Origin of the sequence: Pseudomonas sp. MH10, from assembly GCF_034353045.1 — a bacterium.
Classification (GTDB): domain Bacteria; phylum Pseudomonadota; class Gammaproteobacteria; order Pseudomonadales; family Pseudomonadaceae; genus Aquipseudomonas.
Genome location: NZ_CP133783.1, coordinates 2,960,634 through 2,978,925, shown reverse-complemented (window position 1 = coordinate 2,978,925; position 18,292 = coordinate 2,960,634). Strand labels below are relative to the sequence as shown.

Sequence of the window (18,292 nt, the reverse complement as noted above, 5' to 3'; positions counted from 1 at the left end):
GGTCTGTAGGAGCCGTCTTGCTGGCGATTGAACAGGCATACCGCGTTTAGCCCTTCGCCAACAAGTTGGCTCTACAGGGGCGTGCGATTCCGGTGGGACCGAATACAAGCTAAACCAATGGCTGCCAGCTGCCGATCATGTGCACCAGTTCGGGGTTTGCACCGGTCACTCTAAATTGCCCGCTTGAGCCCGCCGCGCTGGCTGACAACGTAACTTCAGTGGGCAGTCGCACCGGCTTTTGAAACTCTACGCTGATGTGAAGATTCGACGCGGGAAGGTGATTGTCCAGGGCCGCGAGGGTTCGTGCTTTTAGCCAAAGGCCGTGGGCGATGGCGGTGGGGAAACCGAACATTTTGGCGCTGGTTGCACTCAGGTGGATCGGGTTGTAGTCGCCGGATACTTTTGCGTAATGCCGACCAATGTCCGCAGGCGCCTGCCAGCGGGTCACTTCGCTGAGCGGCAATGGGGAGGGTTCGAAGTCGTTCAATGGCTCGCCGGGCAACTGAACCCCACGGCAAAGCATGGTGCTGTCTTCATCCCAGAGCGGCCCGAGTGCGTCTTCGACTTGGGTGATCAAGCTGAACGTTGCGCCTTTGGCATGGGATTGCAGGTTGCCTACGTGAACGCTCACCCGCACTTGGCCAATACCGCCCAAAGGTCGATGAACGCTGATGCTGTTGCGCAGGTGGATCAGGCCCAACAACGGGAACGGAAAATTTTTGGCGGTCATCAGCTGCATTTGCAGGGAAAAGGCCAGCACATGGGGATAGGTCGGTGGCATCAAGCTGCTGTCCGAAAACCCACAGACTTTGCGGTAGGCTTCTACCTGCTGGCGGTTGACGGACACCCAGCAGCGCAGGCCTTCGTCGGGCAACACCGTTCCCGTAACTCTACGTCGAAGAGCAGCATGCACAAACAACCCTGGCAAGGCAGGTGGTGCGTTGAGGTAGCTCCATTGGGAAGCCATAGGTCGTCTCCTTCTTATTCTAAAATCGAACAGCCAAACATCAGGCCCCAACGATGCTCTGGCCACACACTCGTATTACCTGACCGCTCACAGCGCCGGTTCCCGGTTGGCTGAGCCACGCTACGGCTTCGGCGACGTCTTGCGGCAAGCCACCTTGGCCAAGGGAACTCATGCGCCGGCCCGCTTCACGCAGGGCAAACGGCATGTCTGCCGTCATCTTGGTTTCTATGAAGCCCGGCGCGACGGCATTGATGCTGATGCCGCGCTGTTGTAATAAAGGCGCCCAGGCTTTGGCCATGCCGATCAGCCCGGCTTTACTCGCGGCGTAGTTGGTTTGCCCGCGATTACCTGCGATGCCGTTGATTGAAGCCATCAGGATGATCCGACCGTTATCACGTAATGCGCCGCTGTCGAGCAGGGTTTGAGTCAAAACCTGCGGAGCATTGAGGTTCACCGCCAACACGGAGTCCCAGAATTCGGCGGTCATGTTGGCCAGGGTTTTATCCCGGGTGATGCCCGCGTTGTGAACCACGATGTCGACGCCGTTCGGCAGCGCTTCGGTCAACTCCAATGCGGCGCTTTCTGCGCAAATATCCAAAATTACACTTTGCCCACCCAGGCGTGCGGCTAGTGCTTCGAGGTCGGCTTTGGCCTGGGGAACGTCCAGCAACACGACGTCGGCACCATCCCGAGCCAACGTTTCGGCAATTGACGCACCAATACCGCGTGCCGCGCCGGTGATCAGCGCGCGTTTGCCGGAAAGCGGTCGGCTCCAATCCTGCACCTGCGTGGCGCACGGGCTCAGGCGGATGACTTGGCCCGAAATGAAAGCGCTTTTGGGTGAAAGGAAAAACCGCAACGCGCCTTCCAGTTGATTTTCCGCGCCTTCGTCGACCTGCAGCAGCTGCACCGTGCCGCCGTCGCGCATTTCTTTGGCCAAGGAACGGCTGAAACCTTCGATGGCCTGCTGGGTGCTGGCCGCCAAGGGGTCTTCGTTCAGGGTGTCCGGTGCGCGGCCGAGGATCACCACATGGGCGCTGTGATCGAAACTTTTCAAGATCGGCTGAAAGAATTCACGCAGCTGTTTGAGCTGGTCGGTGTGGGTTAGGGTGCAAGCGTCGAACAGCACGGCCTTGAGTTTCGGCCCCTGCTCGGCGACCCACGCGGTGGCGCCCGGTTGATCGCTGCCGAAGCTGTACAGCGAGTCGGTCAAGCGCTGGGCAAAAATCCTCACGTGATCGGCCAGGGGCCCGGCGCTGATCAACAACGTGCCCTCGATCGGACGCAGACGCCCGGCTTGCCAGCGTTCCAGACGCGCCGGGGTTGGCAGGCCCACTGCGCCAATCAGGCGGCGGCCGATGTCAGAGTTGGCGAAGTCAATGTAGCGGTCGGACGACATGGAACACTCTCCTTGAGTCGGGGTTCAAAACAATTGACCACCTGAGCCTGACGGCGTTCGCTGCAATCCGACCTACGCTGTGCTCTACCTTCGGCTCGATAAAAAGCGCTCAACAACAAGGAAGCTTTTATGAATCTGCCACGTCGCGTCGCTATTGTTGGCGGCAATCGCATCCCGTTCGCCCGTTCCAATGGCGCGTATGCCACCGCGAGTAATCAGGACATGCTGACCGCTGCATTGGAAGGCTTGATTGAACGGTTCAATCTGCACGGTGTGCGCATGGGGGAAGTGGCAGCCGGTGCGGTGCTCAAGCATTCGCGAGATTTCAATCTGACCCGCGAGTGTGTGCTGGGCTCGCGACTGTCGCCGCAAACCCCCGCGTATGACGTGCAGCAGGCTTGCGGCACGGGGCTGGAAGCGGCGTTGCTGGTGGCGAACAAGATTGCGTTGGGACAGATCGACTGTGGGATAGCGGGCGGCGTAGACACTACCTCAGATGCGCCGATCGGGGTGAACGAAGACCTGCGGCACATCTTGTTGCAGTTAAATCGCAGTAAAACCGGCGCCGACAAATTCAAAGTGTTACTGCAATTACGTCCGCACAACCTCAAACCTGAACTGCCGCGCAATGGCGAACCGCGTACGGGGTTGTCCATGGGTCAGCATTGCGAGCTGATGGCGCAAACCTGGAACATCGCTCGAGATGCGCAAGACGCGCTGGCGCTGGAAAGCCATATGAAGATGGCCGCCGCCTATGCCGACGGCTGGCAGGACGACCTGCTGACGCCGTACTTGGGGTTGACCCGAGATCAGAACCTGCGGCCAGACTTGACGTTGGCCAAGCTCGCCAGTTTAAGGCCGGTGTTTGAGCGCGGCGCTAAAGGCACGCTAACAGCGGGAAACTCGACGCCGCTGACCGACGGCGCTTCGCTGGTGCTGCTGGCCAGTGAGGAGTGGGCTAAAAAACGCGGGCTGCCGGTGTTGGCGTATCTACGTGACGGCGAAGCGGCGGCGGTGGATTTCGTCAACGGCGCCGAGGGATTGTTGATGGCCCCGGTGTACGCAGTGCCGCGCCTGCTGGCACGAAACAACCTTCGATTGCAGGATTTTGACTATTACGAAATTCATGAAGCGTTCGCCGCGCAGGTGTTGTGCACATTGAAAGCTTGGGAAAATGAGGATTACTGCAAAACCCGCTTGGGCCTGGACGGCGCGCTGGGGTCGATAGATCGTAGCAAGCTCAACGTTAAAGGCAGTTCGTTGGCGGCGGGCCATCCCTTTGCTGCCACCGGAGCGCGGATCGTCGCCAACCTAGCGAAATTGCTGAACGTCGCCGGGCAGGGTCGCGGCTTGATCTCCATCTGCGCGGCAGGCGGGCAAGGGGTTACGGCGATTATTGAGCGTTAGGCTTTTTCGATTGTAGGACTGCGCTTGCCTGCGATGGGCCCGGATACGCCGTGGGGCTTATCTAACCAGCACCGCTTCACTTTCCTGCACCTTCAGCAAGCGGTGCCGGGTCGCGTAGCGCTCGGCCATGATCGAGCAGACGATCAACTGCATCGGGTGATAAATCATGATTGGCAATAGGATCAGCCCAAGCCCCGGGTTGGCGCCGAAGATCAGCGCGGCCATCGGCGCCCCTGCGGCCAATGACTTTTTGCTCGCACAAAACACCGCTGCCACTTCATCCGCATGGTTGAACTTGAGTGCGCGGGCGGTGCGGGTGGTCATGAACAGAATGACCGCCAGCAGCAGCGCGCTGCCAATGAACGCACTGAGAATCACCGAACTGCCTTGCTTCTGCCACATGCCCGAGACCATGGAGTTGCAGAACGCCGAATACACGAGCAACAGGATCACGACCTTGTCGACAATGTTGGTGTAGCGCTTGTGTCGGGTGAAAAACTTGCCAAAAAACGGCCGTACCAATTGCCCCAGTATCAACGGCAATAACAACATGGCGCAGAGGTCGAGCAAGGTTGCCCCAAGGTCGATCCCGCCCGCGCCGGAACCCACCACCAGACTTACCAGCCACGGAGTCATGAAAATTCCGAACACGCTGGACATGCTGGCATTGAGAATCGCCGCCGGGACATTACCGCTCGCGCTACCGGTCAACGCGACGGACGAAGAAATGGTCGAGGGCAGGGCGCACAGGTAAAAGAAACCCAGCATCAGCAACGCGGGCAGGTGCGAGCCGAACAGTTTGCTGCACGCCAGCCAGACCAATGGAAACACCACGAAGGTGAAGCCCTGCACCATGACGTGCAGCTTCCAGTTCTTCAGCCCGTGGCTGATTTGTTCACTGGACAGGTTTACGCCGTGCAGGAAAAACACCAGAAACACGCCGACGTTGATCACGTATTCGGAATGCATTGCGCCGCCAGCGCTGCCAAAGCCGGGGAAAAAATAAGCCAGCAGCGTGGCGAGCAGCATTCCGCAGAGAAACCAGTCCGTCACAACGCGCTTGAGGTGCATGAATATGTGCATAAAGGGCCCGACCTGGATTCTAAAAAGAGTTTTTGTAAAAAATCATGTCGGCAGGTTAACGTAGGTGCTTTATAGCCGTCTTGCGACACAAGGCCAATCGATGCCGACTAACGGACAACGTGGGGCTGAACGCCAGATTCCGGTGCTGGAGACATTGCCGCGCCCGCTGTATGCCCGTGTTGAAAGTTTGGGGGCAGGATCATGGACCCCGCCGCATCGTCACGACTGGGTACAGTTTGCGTACGCGATCAGCGGCGTATTGGGCGTGCACACCGCCGAAGGCAGTTTTTTCGCGCCGCCGCAGTGGGGCGTCTGGATTCCCGCAGGGCTTGAGCATGATGTCGTGACCTCGACGTGCGCCGAAATGCGCAGCCTGTACGTGCGTCAAGAAGACTGTACATGGGCACCGCAGCGTTGCCGGGTGTTGGAAGTTACCTCGCTGGCCCGCGAGCTGATCAAGTCGTTTTGTCTGCTGCCGTCACGTTATCCCCAAGGTGACAGCCGTGAGGAGCGCCTGGTTAAAGTGCTGCTTGATCAATTGGCCGAATTGCCGGAGGTCGAGTTCTCTCTGCCGTTACCGAGCCACCCGCGATTACTCGGGTTGTGCAACGAATTGATCGCGGACCCCAGCCAGGTCATCACCTTGCAGCGCTGGGCCGAGCGCTTGGGCATGTCGGAAAAAACCTTGATGCGTTTGTTTCAGCGCGAGACCGGTTTGAGTTTTCGGGGTTGGCGCCAGCGTGCACGATTGCTGTCGTCGCTGAGTGCGCTGGAGGGGGGCGAGAGCGTTACAAACACCGCGTTATCCTGCGGTTATGATTCGACTTCGGCGTTTATTGCCGCCTTCAAAAGCCTGTTTGGCTTCACGCCGGGGGAGCTGTTCAAAAACTGAGACTTGCGCAGCCCTGCCGGTTGATGGTTGGCTATGCGCTGCTCGGCATAAAAGCTGCTAAAAAATTGAAGCCTTACACACATCCGTGAAGGTCAAAGGTCGGCATCTACTACTCGCTGTGCGAGGATTGCCGTATAACGAGCAACCATTGCGTATTTGGCCACGAAGGACCCACAAAAAAAGCTGATGAAGACTCCAAAACGCATTGAACCCCTGATCGAGGACGGTCTGGTCGACGAGGTGCTGCGCCCACTCATGAGTGGTAAAGAGGCAGCTGTTTATGTGGTGCGCTGTGGCGAAGAGCTGCGGTGTGCCAAGGTTTACAAGGAGGCGAATAAACGTAGTTTCCGGCAGGCCGCGGAATATCAGGAGGGTCGCAAGGTTCGCAACAGCCGTCAGGCCCGAGCGATGGCCAAGGGCTCCAAGTTCGGTCGCAAAGAGACCGAGGACGCCTGGCAGAATGCCGAAGTGGCAGCATTGTTTCGTTTGGCCGCCGCTGGCGTGCGGGTGCCCAAGCCATACGACTTCTTGGAAGGCGTGTTGCTAATGGAACTGGTCGCCGATGAGTTTGGCGATGCGGCACCGCGTTTGAACGATGTCACCCTTGAGCCGGATCAGGCGCGTGAATATCACGCGTTTCTGATCAGTCAGATTGTGCTGATGCTGTGTACCGGTTTGGTGCATGGCGACTTGTCTGAGTTCAACGTGTTGTTGACCCCGGACGGGCCAGTGATCATCGATCTGCCACAAGCGGTCGACGCGGCAGGCAACAACCACGCGTTCAGCATGCTGGAGCGGGATGTTGGCAACATGGCGTCTTACTTCGGGCGTTTTGCGCCGGAGTTGAGGCTCACAAAGTACGCGAAAGAAATGTGGTCGTTCTACGAAGCGGGCACGTTGTCACCGGCAACGGTGCTGACGGGCGAATTCGACGAACCGGAAGAAGAAGCCGATGTTGGCGGAATCCTGCGAGAAATCGAAGCCGCACGTATGGACGAAGACCGTCGTCAAGCCGGTCGCGCTGCCGATGAGGCTCCGCCCAACAAAGCCGAAGAGCCGCCTCCACCCTGGATGCAGTGATGGGCTAATGAAAAATCCGGCTCAGGCCGGTTTTTTTATGGAAAATATTCGACTTTCTGTAGGAGCCAACTTGTTGGCGAGAGGGTTATATGTCTAACCACGTAAACCGCCTCGCCAACCAGTTGGCTACAGGCTCAACAGCCACCCGACGCAAGGTCCTTGAGGATTGGGCAATCGGGGCGGTGGTCGCCGTGGCAGTGCTCGACCAGCTCTTGCAGGGTATCGCGCAGGCTGGCCATTTCTGTGATCTTCTGATTCAGATCGCTGATGTGTTTACGTGCCAAGCTCTTCACGTCACCGCTGGCCCTGCCTTTGTCTTGCCAGAGCGTCAGCAACCTTGAGACTTCTTCCAGTGAAAACCCCAAGTCTCGCGAGCGCTTGATAAAGGCCAGCGTGTGCAGATCATCTGGCCCATACAAGCGATAGCCGCTGTCAGTACGATGCGCGGCCTTGAGCAACCCGGTGGACTCGTAATAACGAATCATTTTGGCACTCAGGCCACTGTTTTTCGCCGCTTGACCGATGTTCATCGGATCCCCCGGTTCAATGACTGACTCAATATCCCAGCGAGGCAGGCATCAGGTACATGCCGCTTGGGCCGTTAGCTATTCGGTATTTAACGATGTCGCCGGCGTGCAGCTGAATAACGGTGAGCCGTGGGACGGTCATGCCCGGCTCGCAACCGGATACCTGGCCCGGCAACAGGCGCAGACGCACGTCGGTTTTTCCGGGTGCCAGGTTGAACGAGGTCGACTCTTCCTGAAACAGGCGACCGACCAATTGGTCTTGGATGTAAATGCCAATCTCGCACGACGTGGCCACTTCCAGTCGCTCACGGGAGATGATCAGTACGCTGTAGTCCTGCGATTCGGCTTGAGCCCAAGGTGCTGTAGCCATAAGGCCGAGAGTGCTGAAAAGACTCAATACTGACCAGCGCATCGCTGATACTCCTGCGTGAAATACGGTGATGACGCAGCTTGGCCGAGCGGCGCGATGAATACCAGCCTGGCAGATAAAACAGACGCTTGACCTTGCCATCACAGGAAGGTTGAAGATGCCCATCATCTTACTGAGGAGTAGCGTTATGCAACGATTCAATGTTCAAGGTATGACCTGCGGCCACTGCGTGCGGGCAATCACTCAAGCCGTTCATCGCGACGATCCCGCTGCCGACGTCAAAGTGGATCTCGCCACAGGGCTGGTGCAAGTGGAGAGCACACTTGCCGCTGACGCGCTGATAGGTTTGATCAGCGGTGAAGGGTATGTGGTGACTCCCCAAGCCGTCTAACCGCTGACCTGTGAAAAGATTTGAATAATTTGGCGTTCAGGACGCTCTGAGGTTTTAGGACGGTTAGACTAGTCAGCTGCGCTGGACACAGTCTTGGAAACCCGATGAACCTCAGAATAATATTGATACTTGGCGCGTTGAGCGCTTTCGGTCCATTGGCCATCGATTTTTACCTGCCTGGTTTTCCGGCCATTGCCTTAGGGTTTGGGACCGACGAAAAACACGTGCAAATGACCTTGGCGGCCTACTTTTTAGGCTTGTCCATTGGTCAGTTGGCCTATGGTCCGGTTGCAGACCGCTTTGGTCGCCGGGTTCCGCTGTTAGTTGGCGTCGGGCTTTTCACCTTAGCCTCATTGGCCTGTTCGTTTGCGCCGAGCCTTGAATGGCTGATTGCCGCGCGTTTTATTCAGGCGCTGGGCGGATGTGCGGGGATGGTCTTGTCTCGGGCCATTGTCAGCGACAAATGCAACCCGATTGAATCGGCGAAAGTGTTTTCCCAGTTGATGTTGGTCATGGGCTTGGCGCCGATACTCGCGCCAATGCTCGGCGGTCTGCTGGTCAACCTGTACGGTTGGCACTCGATCTTCCTGGTGCTGAGCGGTTTTAGTGCCTTGTGCTGGCTGGCGGTTTTTCGAGGTTTGCCCGAGAGCATGCCTGCCGAACATCCTCGGCATCCCTTGGCCGGCGCGCTCAAGCAATACCGTCGGTTGCTGGGCGACAAGATTTTCATCGGTCATGCCCTAACCGGTGGTATCGCCATGGCGGGCATGTTTGCCTACGTTTCCGGTTCGCCGTTCGTCTTCATCAAGCTGTATGGCGTACCACCGGAACATTACGGCTGGCTGTTTGGCTCCAATGCCGCAGGTTTCATTTTAACGGCGCAGGTCAACGCTCGGATCCTTAGCCGGCGTGGCCCGGCGTTTTTGCTGGCGCGTGCGGTGTGGGTCTATGTCACCGCAGCTTTGGTTTTGCTCGGCGTGGCAGCGTTGCACACCCAATCCCTCTGGCCGTTACTTATTCCGTTGTTCATCTGCATCGCCAGCCTCGGTTGCATCATCCCCAATGCCTCGGCGTGTGCGATGAATGGGCAATGGAAACGAGCAGGCAGCGCGTCGGCGCTGCTCGGGTGCTTGCAGTTTAGCGTCGCCGCCGGCGCTTCGGCATTGGTCGGTGTCCTGCACGACGGTACGGCCATGCCGATGGCGATGGTGATCAGTTTGTGCGGAATATTGGCTGTTACTGCGGCGCTGTTGACCCACCGCCTGCAACGAAACCGGGATGCATCAGCGACAGAAATAGCGAGGGCTTGAAGGGGTCGACGGTATAGCGGGCTTAACTAGCCCGCTGCTTGTTGCCGTACGCTGGGAAATGTGTGCGGGGCTTGAAGACGAGACTCAAGCGTGCTGACAAATGCGCGGGCTTGGGCTTCGCTGCGGAAGCTAACGACATGTTGGTCCAGACGGACCTGCCATCGGTTTCCTTCTTGGGATCTTGTTGATTCACTCACCAGGACTTTCATGCTGACTTCCTCGACGGTTGGCAAACGCAAGCAAGTGTAATCCGGGTTTTGAATAACGTATTGATCCCGATCAAGCGTCGGACTGACGGCGCTGTTCGTATAAACAGTACGCCGTCACGAAGGGTCAGAAGCCTTCAAGCACGATCTTGCCTTTGGCTTTGCCGCTTTCCAGCAGCGCATGAGCACGACGTAAATTCGCCGCATTGATAGTACCGAAGTGCTCACCGAACGTGGTTTTCAGGATACCGGCGTCGACCAATTCTGCAACGCGATTGAGCAGTTTGTGTTGCTCGATCATGTCGGCAGTTTCGAACAATGATCGCGTGTACATGAACTCCCAGTGCAGGGAGATGCTCTTGCGTTTGAGCAGGCCAACGTCGAGGGACTTGGGGTCGTCGATCAACGCCAGACGACCCTGCGGCGCCAAGGCGTCGACCAGTTGACCCAAGTGCTTATCGGTGTGGGTCAGGCTGGCAACATGAGTCACCTGAGGCAGCCCGGCGCGGGTCAACTCTTCGTTCAGAGGCTTGCTGTGATCAAGCACATGGTGGGCACCCAGCTCCCGGACCCACGCGTGGGTCTCAGGACGAGAAGCGGTGCCGATGACATTCAGGCCAGTCAATTGGCGGGCCAGTTGAGTGAGTATCGAACCGACCCCCCCCGCAGCGCCGACAATCATCAGGCTTTGCCCCTTGTCTGCCTGGCCTTCGGCTATTTGCAGGCGCTCGAAAAGGAGTTCCCACGCGGTGATGGCGGTCAGTGGCAGGGCGGCCGCGTGGGCGAAGCTCAGGGATTTTGGCATGTGCCCGACAATGCGCTCATCGACCACGTGCAGTTCACTGTTGGCTCCGGCGCGAGCAATCGAACCGGCGTAGAACACGTTATCACCCGGTTGAAACAGTGTGACCTCCGTGCCCACCGCTTTGACGATGCCCGCAACGTCCCACCCCAAGACTTTAGCCGCGCCGTTTTCCGGCGACGCATTTTGACGAACTTTGGTATCGACTGGGTTGACCGAGATGGCTTTGACTTCAACAAGCAGCTCTCGTGGCCCGGCAACGGGGGCTTGCAACTCGATGTCCTGCAGTGACGCGGGGTCGGTTATGGGCAGGCAATGGTAATAAGCGATGGCTTTCATGGGGGCTCCAGAAAAATGGAAAGTGAGCGGATGCTAAAGAACTAATCATCAGGCCAGATGCTGAACACGCTTGAGAATGAAGTGTTCGAGGTGCTCGCCGACTTCTGCCCTGAAAGCCTGGATATGCGCACTGGCGGAGTGGGTTTGGAGGGCCGCATCGTCGTTCCAGCGCTCGATCATGTAAAAAGACGCGCTGTGTTCCAAGTCCTGGTGCAAGTCGTAGCCCAGGCAACCTGCTTCGGCGCGAGTCGGTTCGAGGATCCCGCGCAGGCATTTTTCCAGGTCTGCTTCATGACCCGCTTTGGCGATGAGGGTGGCGATGACGGTTAACGGTTGGGACATGATGAATTCCTAAAAAGGGCGCTGGGCCGCTGAAGAAAGTGATGGGGCAAATGATTGGCTATTTCCTCGAAAGATAAAACCCGCTAAAACGGCAGTCTCTTTCAATAATTTATTGATAATTCGGGCCTTATGCTGCGTTTTGATGATTTGCAATTGTTTGTACGTGCCGCTGATCTGGGCAGTTTGTCCGGGGCTGCGCGGGTGATGGATATGTCGGCAGCCGTCGCCAGCGCGGCGCTTAAACGTATTGAGCAGCAACTGGGCGCGCGGTTAATGGCGCGTTCGACCCGTAGCCTTCGTCTCACTGCCGAAGGTGAAGGGTTTCTGGAGTACGCGCGGGCGGCGTTGAGTAGTTTGGAAGAAGGGCGTCGCTTGTTGGCCAGCAGCCAGGATCAGGTGAGTGGGGTTTTGCAGTTGTCCGCACCTTCTGATTTTGGTCGTAACGTTCTACTACCTTGGCTCGATGAATTTCAGCGTGAACATCCTCGGCTAACCTTGCGCTTGCTATTGGGCGACCGGATCGCCGATCTGTTTCGTCAGCCGGTAGACATCGCCTTGCGTTACGGCGAGCCGGAAGACTCCAGCCTCGTCGCTTTGCCCATAGCGCCTGACAATCGCCGCGTGTTGTGTGCGGCCCCGTCTTATCTGGCGCGTCAGGGGCATCCGCAGCACGTGGAACAGCTGGCGCAGCATAATTGCTTGCTGTTTATGCTGGGCAATCGGGTGCATGACCATTGGCGCTTCCATGATGGCAAGCGGGAAATGAGCCTGACGGTGCACGGGGATCGTTTCAGTGATGATGCCGACGTTGTTCGGTTGTGGGCGGTGGCGGGCGCCGGCGTCGCGTATAAATCCTGGCTGGATGTCGCCGCTGACGTTCATGCCGGGCGCTTGAAAGTGTTAATGCCAGAGCTGCAAGGCGAATTAGCACCACTCAACTTGTTGTGCGCCCATCGTTTGCAATTGAGTAAGCCGGTCAATCTTCTGCGCGAAATGCTCAAATTACGCTGCTCGGCATTAGCGCCGCTATGTCCCACTATCCAATAACATCACGCATAAGTTTCGAAGTCCTACTTACTGTAAGGAAAGGTCTGACGTCATATGCAAAGTATTGAATTACTAAAAACCATAGATCATAGGGGCAAGTGCAAAAGGTTCCGTTAAGTCGTCGTATTTTCTTGCGTGTTTTGTGTGTTTCTTTTGTAGGCAATTCCCTTAGGGCAATCGAGTAAGTTTTGTCGTGCAGCCCTTAAGTGTCCGGCCAGCAGCGCTTTCAAGGCAGATGGTCTGTTCGTAAGATGTTTTTTTTTGGACGTGATAATGACCGACTTTGGCTATAGGGTGTCAGCGTCGAGCGGATCGCGAGTTTAATCACCATTTCGTAAAAGAGCGCTGGGCTTATACTTGACGCGCTCGGCCGAGTCCGTCTGCTATCAAGCAGGACGTACCTGTAGGACAGATTACGGCAGGCTAGATTGATGTGGAGGTAGGCGGCGCCAGAGGCTCAATGTTGCGTCATATAGATTTACACATGACGTTTTCGCGACTTCGGTGTAATACAGCCCTCATTTTGGCTGCTTAGCGTCTTGGCTGGATCCAATTTGCTGTTCACTATGTCAGTGCGATAGATGAATGTTTCAACAGGGAGTGAATACATGGAATATGCACCTTGCATTAGCCAGATTGCCACGTTGTTGGCTGACCCAAAACGCAGTGCAATGATTTGGGCGTTGATGGATGGGACCGCCCGTGCGGCGGATGAACTGGCCCTGCTGGCGGGTCTATCCACGTCCTCGGCCGGCGCCCATTTGGCACGCTTGGCTACCGGTGGTTTATTGAAGCAGGAGGCCCGAGGCCGAAAGCGATTCTTCAGGCTGGCTGGACCCGAGATCGGTGCTGCGGTCGAGGCATTGGCCAGCGCTTCATTGGTCAGCATTGATCGCGTGAGCAAAAGTGTCTCGCAACCTGTCCTGTCCACGCCTTTGCCGCTGCGTCGCGCCCGGATCTGTGCCGATCATTTAGGTGGCGAGTTAGCCGCTGAGCTTTATCAACGCCTCTTGGGGGCCGGGTGGATCGAGCAGCAGGAACAACGTATCGAAGTCACCAGTAAGGGGGTTGCGCAGTTTGCCGAGCGCGGGATTTATGTCCCCGCCCTGGCGCACAGGAAGCGACAGACCGTGTGCGCATGTCCGGATTGGAGCGAACGTACGCCGCACTTAGGCGGCGCCTTGGGTGCGGGCTTGCTGCAATTGTTTATTCAGTTAGGTTGGCTACGCACCACGGACGAATCCACCGCCTTGCAGGTCTCGTCCAGCGGGCAACGTGAAATCAGCAAAATAGCGTCCGCTGCCTGATGCTGCCTCGTTGATGTGTTCCCTTTTCCACGGGAACACATCAACGGCCTATCACGGTTTGACCAATCGAGCATCCAGGCTGTTTTGCGCCAAGCGCTTGGCTTGGTCCTGCGTCATGCCGAGGTGGGTGTACAGCGCATGGAAATTTTCCGTCACATAACCCCCGAAGTAGGCTGGGTCATCCGAGTTGACGGTGACTTTTACGCCACGCTCTAGCATGTCGAGAATGTTGTGCTTAGCCATGTCGTCAAACACGCAGAGTTTGGTGTTGGACAGCGGGCATACCGTTAGTGGAATCTGTTCATCGATGATCCGTTGCATCAGCCGCTCGTCTTCGATAGCGCGTACGCCGTGGTCAATGCGTTCGATTTTCAACAGGTCCAGCGCTTGCCAGATGTATTCAGGTGGCCCTTCTTCGCCTGCATGAGCAACCGTTAAAAAGCCTTCGCCGCGCGCGCGATCGAATACTCGCTGGAACTTGCTCGGCGGATGGCCCATCTCGGAGCTGTCGAGCCCAACGGCGACGAAGGCATCGCGAAATGGCAGCGCTTGATCCAAGGTTTTTTCGGCCTCTTCTTCGCTCAAGTGGCGCAGGAAGCTAAGAATCAAACCACTGCTGATGCCGAGCTTTTCCTGGCCGTCCTTTAACGCACTGGCGATGCCATTGACCACTACCTCGAACGCCACGCCTCGGTCGGTGTGGGTCTGGGGATCAAAAAAAGGTTCGGTATGAATGACATTTTGCGCTTTACACCGTTGCAGATAGGCCCAAGTCAGGTCGTAGAAATCCTGCTCGGTGCGCAGTACGTCGGCCCCGCGATAATACAGATCGAGAAATTCCTGCAAGTTGTTGAAGGCATACGCCTTGCGTAGGGTTTCGACATCCGCCCATGGCAAGGCTATTTTATTGCGATCAGCCAAGGCGAAGAGCAGCTCGGGCTCCAATGAGCCTTCAAGGTGTAAGTGCAGTTCTGCCTTGGGCAGCGCGTTCAGCCAATCGTACATGTGCGTTTTCTCATCAAGAGCAGATGGTGGCATTCTACAGCGGATGCTCCATTGGGGAGCAAAACCTGACCAGCCGGTTAAAATGTTCAGCCTCCGATCATTACTGCTACCGTTAGCAAAGAAACATTGAGTGACTGCCAGCAGTCTGCAGTGCACTGCACTGCGCTGCACTTCACCTTCCTCTTGCTCGACACTTTCACGCCAAGGGCACCAATGCTGACCTATTTGAAAGACGAGAAGTTTCTGCTGTTGGCAATTCTTGCTGCTTTTGTTGCATTCCCCTTTGAGCATTGGTTGCTGAGTCATGGTCAGGGCATAGCGCTGGCCGGCGGGATCGCGTTAATTGTCGCAATCGTCTGCGCCTCTATGCGTGTGGCCCATCATGCTGAGTTACTGGCCCATAAAGTGGGTGATCCCTACGGCACGATGATTTTGACGTTGGCGGCGGTGTTAGTTGAAGTGGTGATCCTAGCGATCATGATGAGCAACGAGCCGTCGCCGACGCTGGTTCGTGACACGATTTATTCCGCGGTGATGCTCGATATCAACGGCATTCTCGGCCTAGCCGCCTTGATGGGGGGGCTCAAGCACGGCGAGCAGTCGTATAACGACGATTCGGCGCGCACCTACAGCGTGATGATTCTCACCGCGATGGGCGTCTCCATGGTGGTGCCAGAATTTATTCCAGAAGGTGACTGGAAAATTTATTCGGCGTTTACCATTGGCGCGATGGTGGTGTTGTACGCGCTGTTTTTGCGGATGCAGGTGGGACCGCACAGTTACTTTTTCAGCTACAGCTATCCCCAGAAGAAACGTAGAAACCAACCCACTGAAGACGAACCGCCGATCAACTTGAGCCGCTCTGTCGGCACCTTGGTGTTCGGCGTTGTGGTGATTGGTGCGCTGGCGGAAGTGATGTCGAAAACGGTAGACCTCGGTTTGGAAGGGACGGGCGCACCTCCGGTGATGACGGCCATTTTGGTAGCAGCGATTTCTGCCGCGCCGGAAATACTGACCGCGTTACGCGCAGCCTTGGCTAACCGCATGCAATCGGTGGTCAATATTGCGTTGGGCGCGTCGTTGTCGACGGTGATCCTGACCGTCCCGGTCATGGAGGCGATGGCGCTTTATAGCGGTCAGCCGTTCCAGATGGCGATGACGCCGGTGCAAACGGTCATGGTGTTCATCACCTTGCTGGTAAGTGCGATCAACCTGAACGATGGCGAAACCAACGCCATCGAAGGCATGACCCATTTTGTATTGTTCGCGACCTTCATCATGCTGTCGCTGCTAGGGGTTTGAGGCGCCGTTGCGGCGCCTTCCGCCAATAGCGCGTTTGGCCTACCAGGGGATGGGTTCTCCCTTGTAGTTGATGAAGTGATGCCCACCTTTGCCCGCATACGCATTTATCTGCGTCACTATTCCTTCGGTACTGGTGTGCACGTCGATGTCGGCGCCTTCGCCACCCATGTCGGTTTTCACCCAGCCCGGATGCATGGAGAGTACCGTCGGCCGTGGTTCTGGAAGTTCGGTAACGAAACTGTTGGTGATTGAGTTCAACGCCGCTTTGCTGGCTTTGTAGAGCGCCATGTCATTGCCTTGCGGGCACATAACGCTGCCAAGCACCGAGCTCATGAATGCCAACACGCCGGTGTCCGGGCGAATTTGTTGAATCATCCGTCCAGCCAACCGGACGGGCGCTGTCGCGTTGGTCAGGAACAAATCACCCAACTCTTGCGCGGTCGCTTGCGCAGCGCTTTGGGGTCTAGGCCCGCTGACGCCTGCATTGACAAACAACAGATCGAAGACTTGGCCCTTAAGCTTCGCAGTAAAGGCGTCCACGGAGTGGAGGTCATTGATGTCCAGCGTCTCGACCGATACTTCTGGAATGGTTTGCGGACCACCGGGTTTATGCAGATCCCGCACCGTGGCAGTCACCTGCCAACCTTGTTCGGACAGGCGCTGAACCAAGCCAAGGCCTAAACCTCGGGAAGCGCCAATGATTAATGCGGTTTTGTTAACGGGCATAGATGAACTCCTTGTTTCGATGCGTGAGGGTCTGGAGTCAGTGGACAACGCGGGTCCACGTCTTGTTGCAGAAAAGATAAGCCGTTCGGCCTTTGTACGAATTGCGCAAAAATCGAACACTAAGGCGCACGCCATGAAACGCCTGTGTTTACGGCACTCTTGCACGGGTTATCCACAGAGTGGTCCACAGTAATTGTGTGCAAGCCCAAGTTGACGGAATAAGCGCTTGGCGTATTGGATCGTGTTGCGATAAGTCGCGCTAACTGCCTGTTTTATCGGATTTTTCTCCATCAGTGAGAAATATGGTCAATAAGTAATCAATCGGCGCGAAGCCATATGCACTGGGGGGTGCAGGCGGGTGTACTCAGGTTATCCACAGCCGGGTGCACAACAGATGTGGGCAACTTAATGTCCGCTGTGTTCGTCGTCAGATCCGCGTTGGACGACAATCCGTCCACGGCTGAGATCAGCCAGTTGGCGTTGGAGGGTTTCAATGTGTTCAGGGCCGAGCGAGATGTTAAGTTCCACCCCGTTGGCGGTAAATGCTTCGTTAAGCACCAGCCCGTTCAGTTCGGCCAGGCGTACTTTAGCCATCGCAAGCTCGCTGAAACCGCAATCAAAGCTGAGTCCTACTCGATGAATGAGAGGTACGCGTTCAGCTTTTTGCAGGCATTTGTTGGCGCCGCCGCCGTACGCCCGGGCTAAACCGCCAGTGCCCAGTTGGATACCGCCGTACCAGCGAATGACCAGCACAACAACTTGGTCGAAATCTTGCGCTTCAATGGCTGCCAGGATCGGGCGACCTGCTGTGCCGCCGGGCTCGCCGTCGTCACTGCTTCGGTACTGATCGGCCAGTTTCCACGCCCAGCAATTGTGAGTAGCGTTCAAGTCGCTGTGTTGCTCGATGAACGCTTGGGCATCGGCAGCGCTAAGGATGGGTGCGGCGAGGGTGATGAAGCGGCTTTTGCGAATTTCTTCCCGGTACTCGCAAGCGCCGATGAGGGTAAAAGGCATGACTAGGTTCCAACTATCGACGAGACAAAAAACGCCGCTGAGAGCGTGCGCGCTCAGGCAGCTGGAGGCGTTAGCCCGCAGCCTTTGAGAATGATCCGAATCAAGTTGTCACCGGCGTCTTCCATGTCCTGCTTGGTCAGGCGCGTACGGCCGGTTACGCGACAAATCTGAGTGGCGAAGTCCGCGTAATGTTGGGTGCTGCCCCACAGCAGGAAGATCAAATGCACGGGGTCGACCGGGTCCATTTTTCCAGCGTCAATCCAGCTCTGAAACACAGCAGCCCGACTTTGGAACCAAGCGCGGTAGTCCTGGCTGAAATATTCGTTCAAGCACTCGCCACCGCTGATGATTTCCATCGCGAAGATCCGCGAAGCTTGTGGCTGACGACGAGAAAACTCCATTTTTGCGCGGATGTAACGGGTTAAGGCCTCGGCGGGATCATCATCTCCGTTAAGGGAGTTAAAGGTGCTGTCCCACAACTCGAGGATGTTGCTCAAGACGGCGATGTACAGCCCGAGTTTGTTGGTGAAGTAGTAGTGCAGGTTGGCTTTGGGCAGCCCCGCATTCTGCGCAATGGTATTCATACTCGTGCCTTTGAAGCCGTGACGGGCGAACTCGTCTTCAGCAGCTTTAATGATCGTCTCTTCGTTTTTCTGACGAATACGGCTGGCAGGTTTAGCGATGGCGTCTGTGCTGTGCGCTGGGACTTCAAAGGTCATTGGGCGGTTCCAAACGGAGTATGGGCTGCATCATGTGAACAGATAACGCACCCGCAT

Annotated in this window: 20 protein-coding genes; 8 read left to right on the top strand and 12 right to left on the bottom strand. The window is 56.7% G+C overall.

Features of this window, described 5'->3' with window-relative positions:
- Window positions 1–109: 109 nt before the first annotated feature.
- Both RHM59_RS13310 and RHM59_RS13305 read right to left on the bottom strand, forming a co-directional pair.
- The gene (locus tag RHM59_RS13310; RefSeq protein ID WP_322167513.1) at window positions 110–967 is read right to left on the bottom strand and encodes a MaoC family dehydratase; all 858 of its coding nucleotides are present in this window, start codon (window positions 965–967) and stop codon (window positions 110–112) included.
- Window positions 968–1,007: 40 nt separating this feature from the next.
- A complete protein-coding gene (locus tag RHM59_RS13305; RefSeq protein ID WP_322224261.1) occupies window positions 1,008–2,366 on the bottom strand; it encodes a 3-oxoacyl-ACP reductase in 1,359 nt (452 codons plus the stop codon).
- Between the two features lie 129 nt (window positions 2,367–2,495).
- Here RHM59_RS13305 and RHM59_RS13300 point away from each other — a divergent pair, with 129 nt between their 5' ends.
- Window positions 2,496–3,773: an acetyl-CoA C-acetyltransferase gene (locus RHM59_RS13300; RefSeq protein ID WP_322167515.1), complete on the top strand. Its 1,278-nt coding sequence runs from the start codon at window positions 2,496–2,498 to the stop codon at window positions 3,771–3,773.
- 57 nt (window positions 3,774–3,830) lie between these two features.
- On the opposite strand, the gene RHM59_RS13295 is transcribed toward RHM59_RS13300, so the two are convergent.
- A complete protein-coding gene (locus tag RHM59_RS13295) occupies window positions 3,831–4,856 on the bottom strand; it encodes a bile acid:sodium symporter family protein (RefSeq protein WP_322224259.1) in 1,026 nt (341 codons plus the stop codon).
- Window positions 4,857–4,956: 100 nt separating this feature from the next.
- Between RHM59_RS13295 and RHM59_RS13290 the strand changes: the two genes are divergently transcribed.
- Window positions 4,957–5,748, top strand: coding sequence for a helix-turn-helix transcriptional regulator (locus RHM59_RS13290; protein WP_322167517.1), 792 nt, complete (start codon window positions 4,957–4,959; stop codon window positions 5,746–5,748).
- Window positions 5,749–5,934: 186 nt separating this feature from the next.
- Window positions 5,935–6,828, top strand: coding sequence for a PA4780 family RIO1-like protein kinase (locus tag RHM59_RS13285; RefSeq protein WP_322167518.1), 894 nt, complete (start codon window positions 5,935–5,937; stop codon window positions 6,826–6,828).
- 134 nt (window positions 6,829–6,962) lie between these two features.
- On the opposite strand, the gene cueR is transcribed toward RHM59_RS13285, so the two are convergent.
- Both cueR and RHM59_RS13275 read right to left on the bottom strand, forming a co-directional pair.
- Window positions 6,963–7,358 (bottom strand): Cu(I)-responsive transcriptional regulator, encoded by a 396-nt coding sequence (gene cueR / locus RHM59_RS13280; RefSeq protein ID WP_322167519.1) that lies wholly within the window; start codon window positions 7,356–7,358, stop codon window positions 6,963–6,965.
- A gap of 25 nt (window positions 7,359–7,383) precedes the next feature.
- Window positions 7,384–7,767: a hypothetical protein gene (locus tag RHM59_RS13275; RefSeq protein ID WP_322167520.1), complete on the bottom strand. Its 384-nt coding sequence runs from the start codon at window positions 7,765–7,767 to the stop codon at window positions 7,384–7,386.
- Between the two features lie 145 nt (window positions 7,768–7,912).
- Between RHM59_RS13275 and RHM59_RS13270 the strand changes: the two genes are divergently transcribed.
- Both RHM59_RS13270 and RHM59_RS13265 read left to right on the top strand, forming a co-directional pair.
- Window positions 7,913–8,116, top strand: coding sequence for a heavy-metal-associated domain-containing protein (locus RHM59_RS13270; protein ID WP_322167521.1), 204 nt, complete (start codon window positions 7,913–7,915; stop codon window positions 8,114–8,116).
- Window positions 8,117–8,220: 104 nt separating this feature from the next.
- Window positions 8,221–9,426, top strand: a complete 1,206-nt coding sequence (locus RHM59_RS13265) for a Bcr/CflA family multidrug efflux MFS transporter (protein WP_322167522.1) — start codon at window positions 8,221–8,223, stop codon at window positions 9,424–9,426.
- A gap of 26 nt (window positions 9,427–9,452) precedes the next feature.
- Here RHM59_RS13265 and RHM59_RS13260 read toward each other — a convergent pair whose 3' ends face one another.
- From RHM59_RS13260 to RHM59_RS13250, 3 genes are all read right to left on the bottom strand, one after another.
- On the bottom strand, window positions 9,453–9,635 hold the full coding sequence (locus RHM59_RS13260) for a hypothetical protein (RefSeq protein ID WP_322224257.1): 183 nt from the start codon (window positions 9,633–9,635) through the stop codon (window positions 9,453–9,455).
- Window positions 9,636–9,759: 124 nt separating this feature from the next.
- Entirely contained in the window at window positions 9,760–10,773 is a 1,014-nt protein-coding gene (locus tag RHM59_RS13255; RefSeq protein ID WP_322167524.1) for a zinc-binding alcohol dehydrogenase family protein, read from the bottom strand.
- Window positions 10,774–10,821: 48 nt separating this feature from the next.
- A complete protein-coding gene (locus tag RHM59_RS13250; RefSeq protein WP_322167525.1) occupies window positions 10,822–11,115 on the bottom strand; it encodes a putative quinol monooxygenase in 294 nt (97 codons plus the stop codon).
- A 129-nt stretch (window positions 11,116–11,244) separates the two neighbouring features.
- Here RHM59_RS13250 and RHM59_RS13245 point away from each other — a divergent pair, with 129 nt between their 5' ends.
- Window positions 11,245–12,162, top strand: coding sequence for a LysR family transcriptional regulator (locus tag RHM59_RS13245; RefSeq protein ID WP_322167526.1), 918 nt, complete (start codon window positions 11,245–11,247; stop codon window positions 12,160–12,162).
- Window positions 12,163–12,770: 608 nt separating this feature from the next.
- Entirely contained in the window at window positions 12,771–13,469 is a 699-nt protein-coding gene (locus tag RHM59_RS13240) for a helix-turn-helix transcriptional regulator (protein ID WP_322167527.1), read from the top strand.
- Window positions 13,470–13,520: 51 nt separating this feature from the next.
- Here the strand turns inward: RHM59_RS13240 and RHM59_RS13235 are convergent, their stop codons facing one another.
- Window positions 13,521–14,474, bottom strand: a complete 954-nt coding sequence (locus tag RHM59_RS13235; RefSeq protein WP_322167528.1) for an adenosine deaminase — start codon at window positions 14,472–14,474, stop codon at window positions 13,521–13,523.
- Window positions 14,475–14,687: 213 nt separating this feature from the next.
- On the opposite strand from RHM59_RS13235, the gene RHM59_RS13230 reads away from it, so the two are divergent.
- On the top strand, window positions 14,688–15,776 hold the full coding sequence (locus tag RHM59_RS13230) for a calcium:proton antiporter (RefSeq protein WP_322167529.1): 1,089 nt from the start codon (window positions 14,688–14,690) through the stop codon (window positions 15,774–15,776).
- Window positions 15,777–15,815: 39 nt separating this feature from the next.
- Here the strand turns inward: RHM59_RS13230 and RHM59_RS13225 are convergent, their stop codons facing one another.
- The 3 genes from RHM59_RS13225 to RHM59_RS13215 all read right to left on the bottom strand — a co-directional run bounded on the left by RHM59_RS13225 (window position 15,816) and on the right by RHM59_RS13215 (window position 18,235).
- A complete protein-coding gene (locus RHM59_RS13225; RefSeq protein WP_322167530.1) occupies window positions 15,816–16,502 on the bottom strand; it encodes an SDR family oxidoreductase in 687 nt (228 codons plus the stop codon).
- A 405-nt stretch (window positions 16,503–16,907) separates the two neighbouring features.
- Window positions 16,908–17,516, bottom strand: coding sequence for a YigZ family protein (locus tag RHM59_RS13220; protein ID WP_322167531.1), 609 nt, complete (start codon window positions 17,514–17,516; stop codon window positions 16,908–16,910).
- 53 nt (window positions 17,517–17,569) lie between these two features.
- Entirely contained in the window at window positions 17,570–18,235 is a 666-nt protein-coding gene (locus tag RHM59_RS13215; protein WP_322224255.1) for a TetR/AcrR family transcriptional regulator, read from the bottom strand.
- Between the last annotated feature and the right edge of the window lie 57 nt (window positions 18,236–18,292).

Excerpts from the sequence above, each read along its gene's own strand:
- RHM59_RS13300 (WP_322167515.1), top strand. The coding sequence starts at position 2,496 with ATGAATCTGCCACGTCGCGTCGCTATTGTTGGCGGCAATCGCATCCCG.
- RHM59_RS13235 (WP_322167528.1), bottom strand. The coding sequence starts at position 14,474 with ATGTACGATTGGCTGAACGCGCTGCCCAAGGCAGAACTGCACTTACAC.
- RHM59_RS13220 (WP_322167531.1), bottom strand. The coding sequence starts at position 17,516 with ATGCCTTTTACCCTCATCGGCGCTTGCGAGTACCGGGAAGAAATTCGC.
- RHM59_RS13255 (WP_322167524.1), bottom strand. The coding sequence starts at position 10,773 with ATGAAAGCCATCGCTTATTACCATTGCCTGCCCATAACCGACCCCGCG.
- RHM59_RS13245 (WP_322167526.1), top strand. The coding sequence starts at position 11,245 with ATGCTGCGTTTTGATGATTTGCAATTGTTTGTACGTGCCGCTGATCTG.
- RHM59_RS13265 (WP_322167522.1), top strand. The coding sequence starts at position 8,221 with ATGAACCTCAGAATAATATTGATACTTGGCGCGTTGAGCGCTTTCGGT.
- RHM59_RS13290 (WP_322167517.1), top strand. The coding sequence starts at position 4,957 with ATGCCGACTAACGGACAACGTGGGGCTGAACGCCAGATTCCGGTGCTG.
- RHM59_RS13285 (WP_322167518.1), top strand. The coding sequence starts at position 5,935 with ATGAAGACTCCAAAACGCATTGAACCCCTGATCGAGGACGGTCTGGTC.
- RHM59_RS13230 (WP_322167529.1), top strand. The coding sequence starts at position 14,688 with ATGCTGACCTATTTGAAAGACGAGAAGTTTCTGCTGTTGGCAATTCTT.
- RHM59_RS13250 (WP_322167525.1), bottom strand. The coding sequence starts at position 11,115 with ATGTCCCAACCGTTAACCGTCATCGCCACCCTCATCGCCAAAGCGGGT.
- RHM59_RS13215 (WP_322224255.1), bottom strand. The coding sequence starts at position 18,235 with ATGACCTTTGAAGTCCCAGCGCACAGCACAGACGCCATCGCTAAACCT.
- RHM59_RS13240 (WP_322167527.1), top strand. The coding sequence starts at position 12,771 with ATGGAATATGCACCTTGCATTAGCCAGATTGCCACGTTGTTGGCTGAC.
- RHM59_RS13225 (WP_322167530.1), bottom strand. The coding sequence starts at position 16,502 with ATGCCCGTTAACAAAACCGCATTAATCATTGGCGCTTCCCGAGGTTTA.
- RHM59_RS13270 (WP_322167521.1), top strand. The coding sequence starts at position 7,913 with ATGCAACGATTCAATGTTCAAGGTATGACCTGCGGCCACTGCGTGCGG.
- cueR (WP_322167519.1), bottom strand. The coding sequence starts at position 7,358 with ATGAACATCGGTCAAGCGGCGAAAAACAGTGGCCTGAGTGCCAAAATG.
- RHM59_RS13310 (WP_322167513.1), bottom strand. The coding sequence starts at position 967 with ATGGCTTCCCAATGGAGCTACCTCAACGCACCACCTGCCTTGCCAGGG.
- RHM59_RS13305 (WP_322224261.1), bottom strand. The coding sequence starts at position 2,366 with ATGTCGTCCGACCGCTACATTGACTTCGCCAACTCTGACATCGGCCGC.
- RHM59_RS13295 (WP_322224259.1), bottom strand. The coding sequence starts at position 4,856 with ATGCACATATTCATGCACCTCAAGCGCGTTGTGACGGACTGGTTTCTC.
- RHM59_RS13260 (WP_322224257.1), bottom strand. The coding sequence starts at position 9,635 with ATGAAAGTCCTGGTGAGTGAATCAACAAGATCCCAAGAAGGAAACCGA.
- RHM59_RS13275 (WP_322167520.1), bottom strand. The coding sequence starts at position 7,767 with ATGCGCTGGTCAGTATTGAGTCTTTTCAGCACTCTCGGCCTTATGGCT.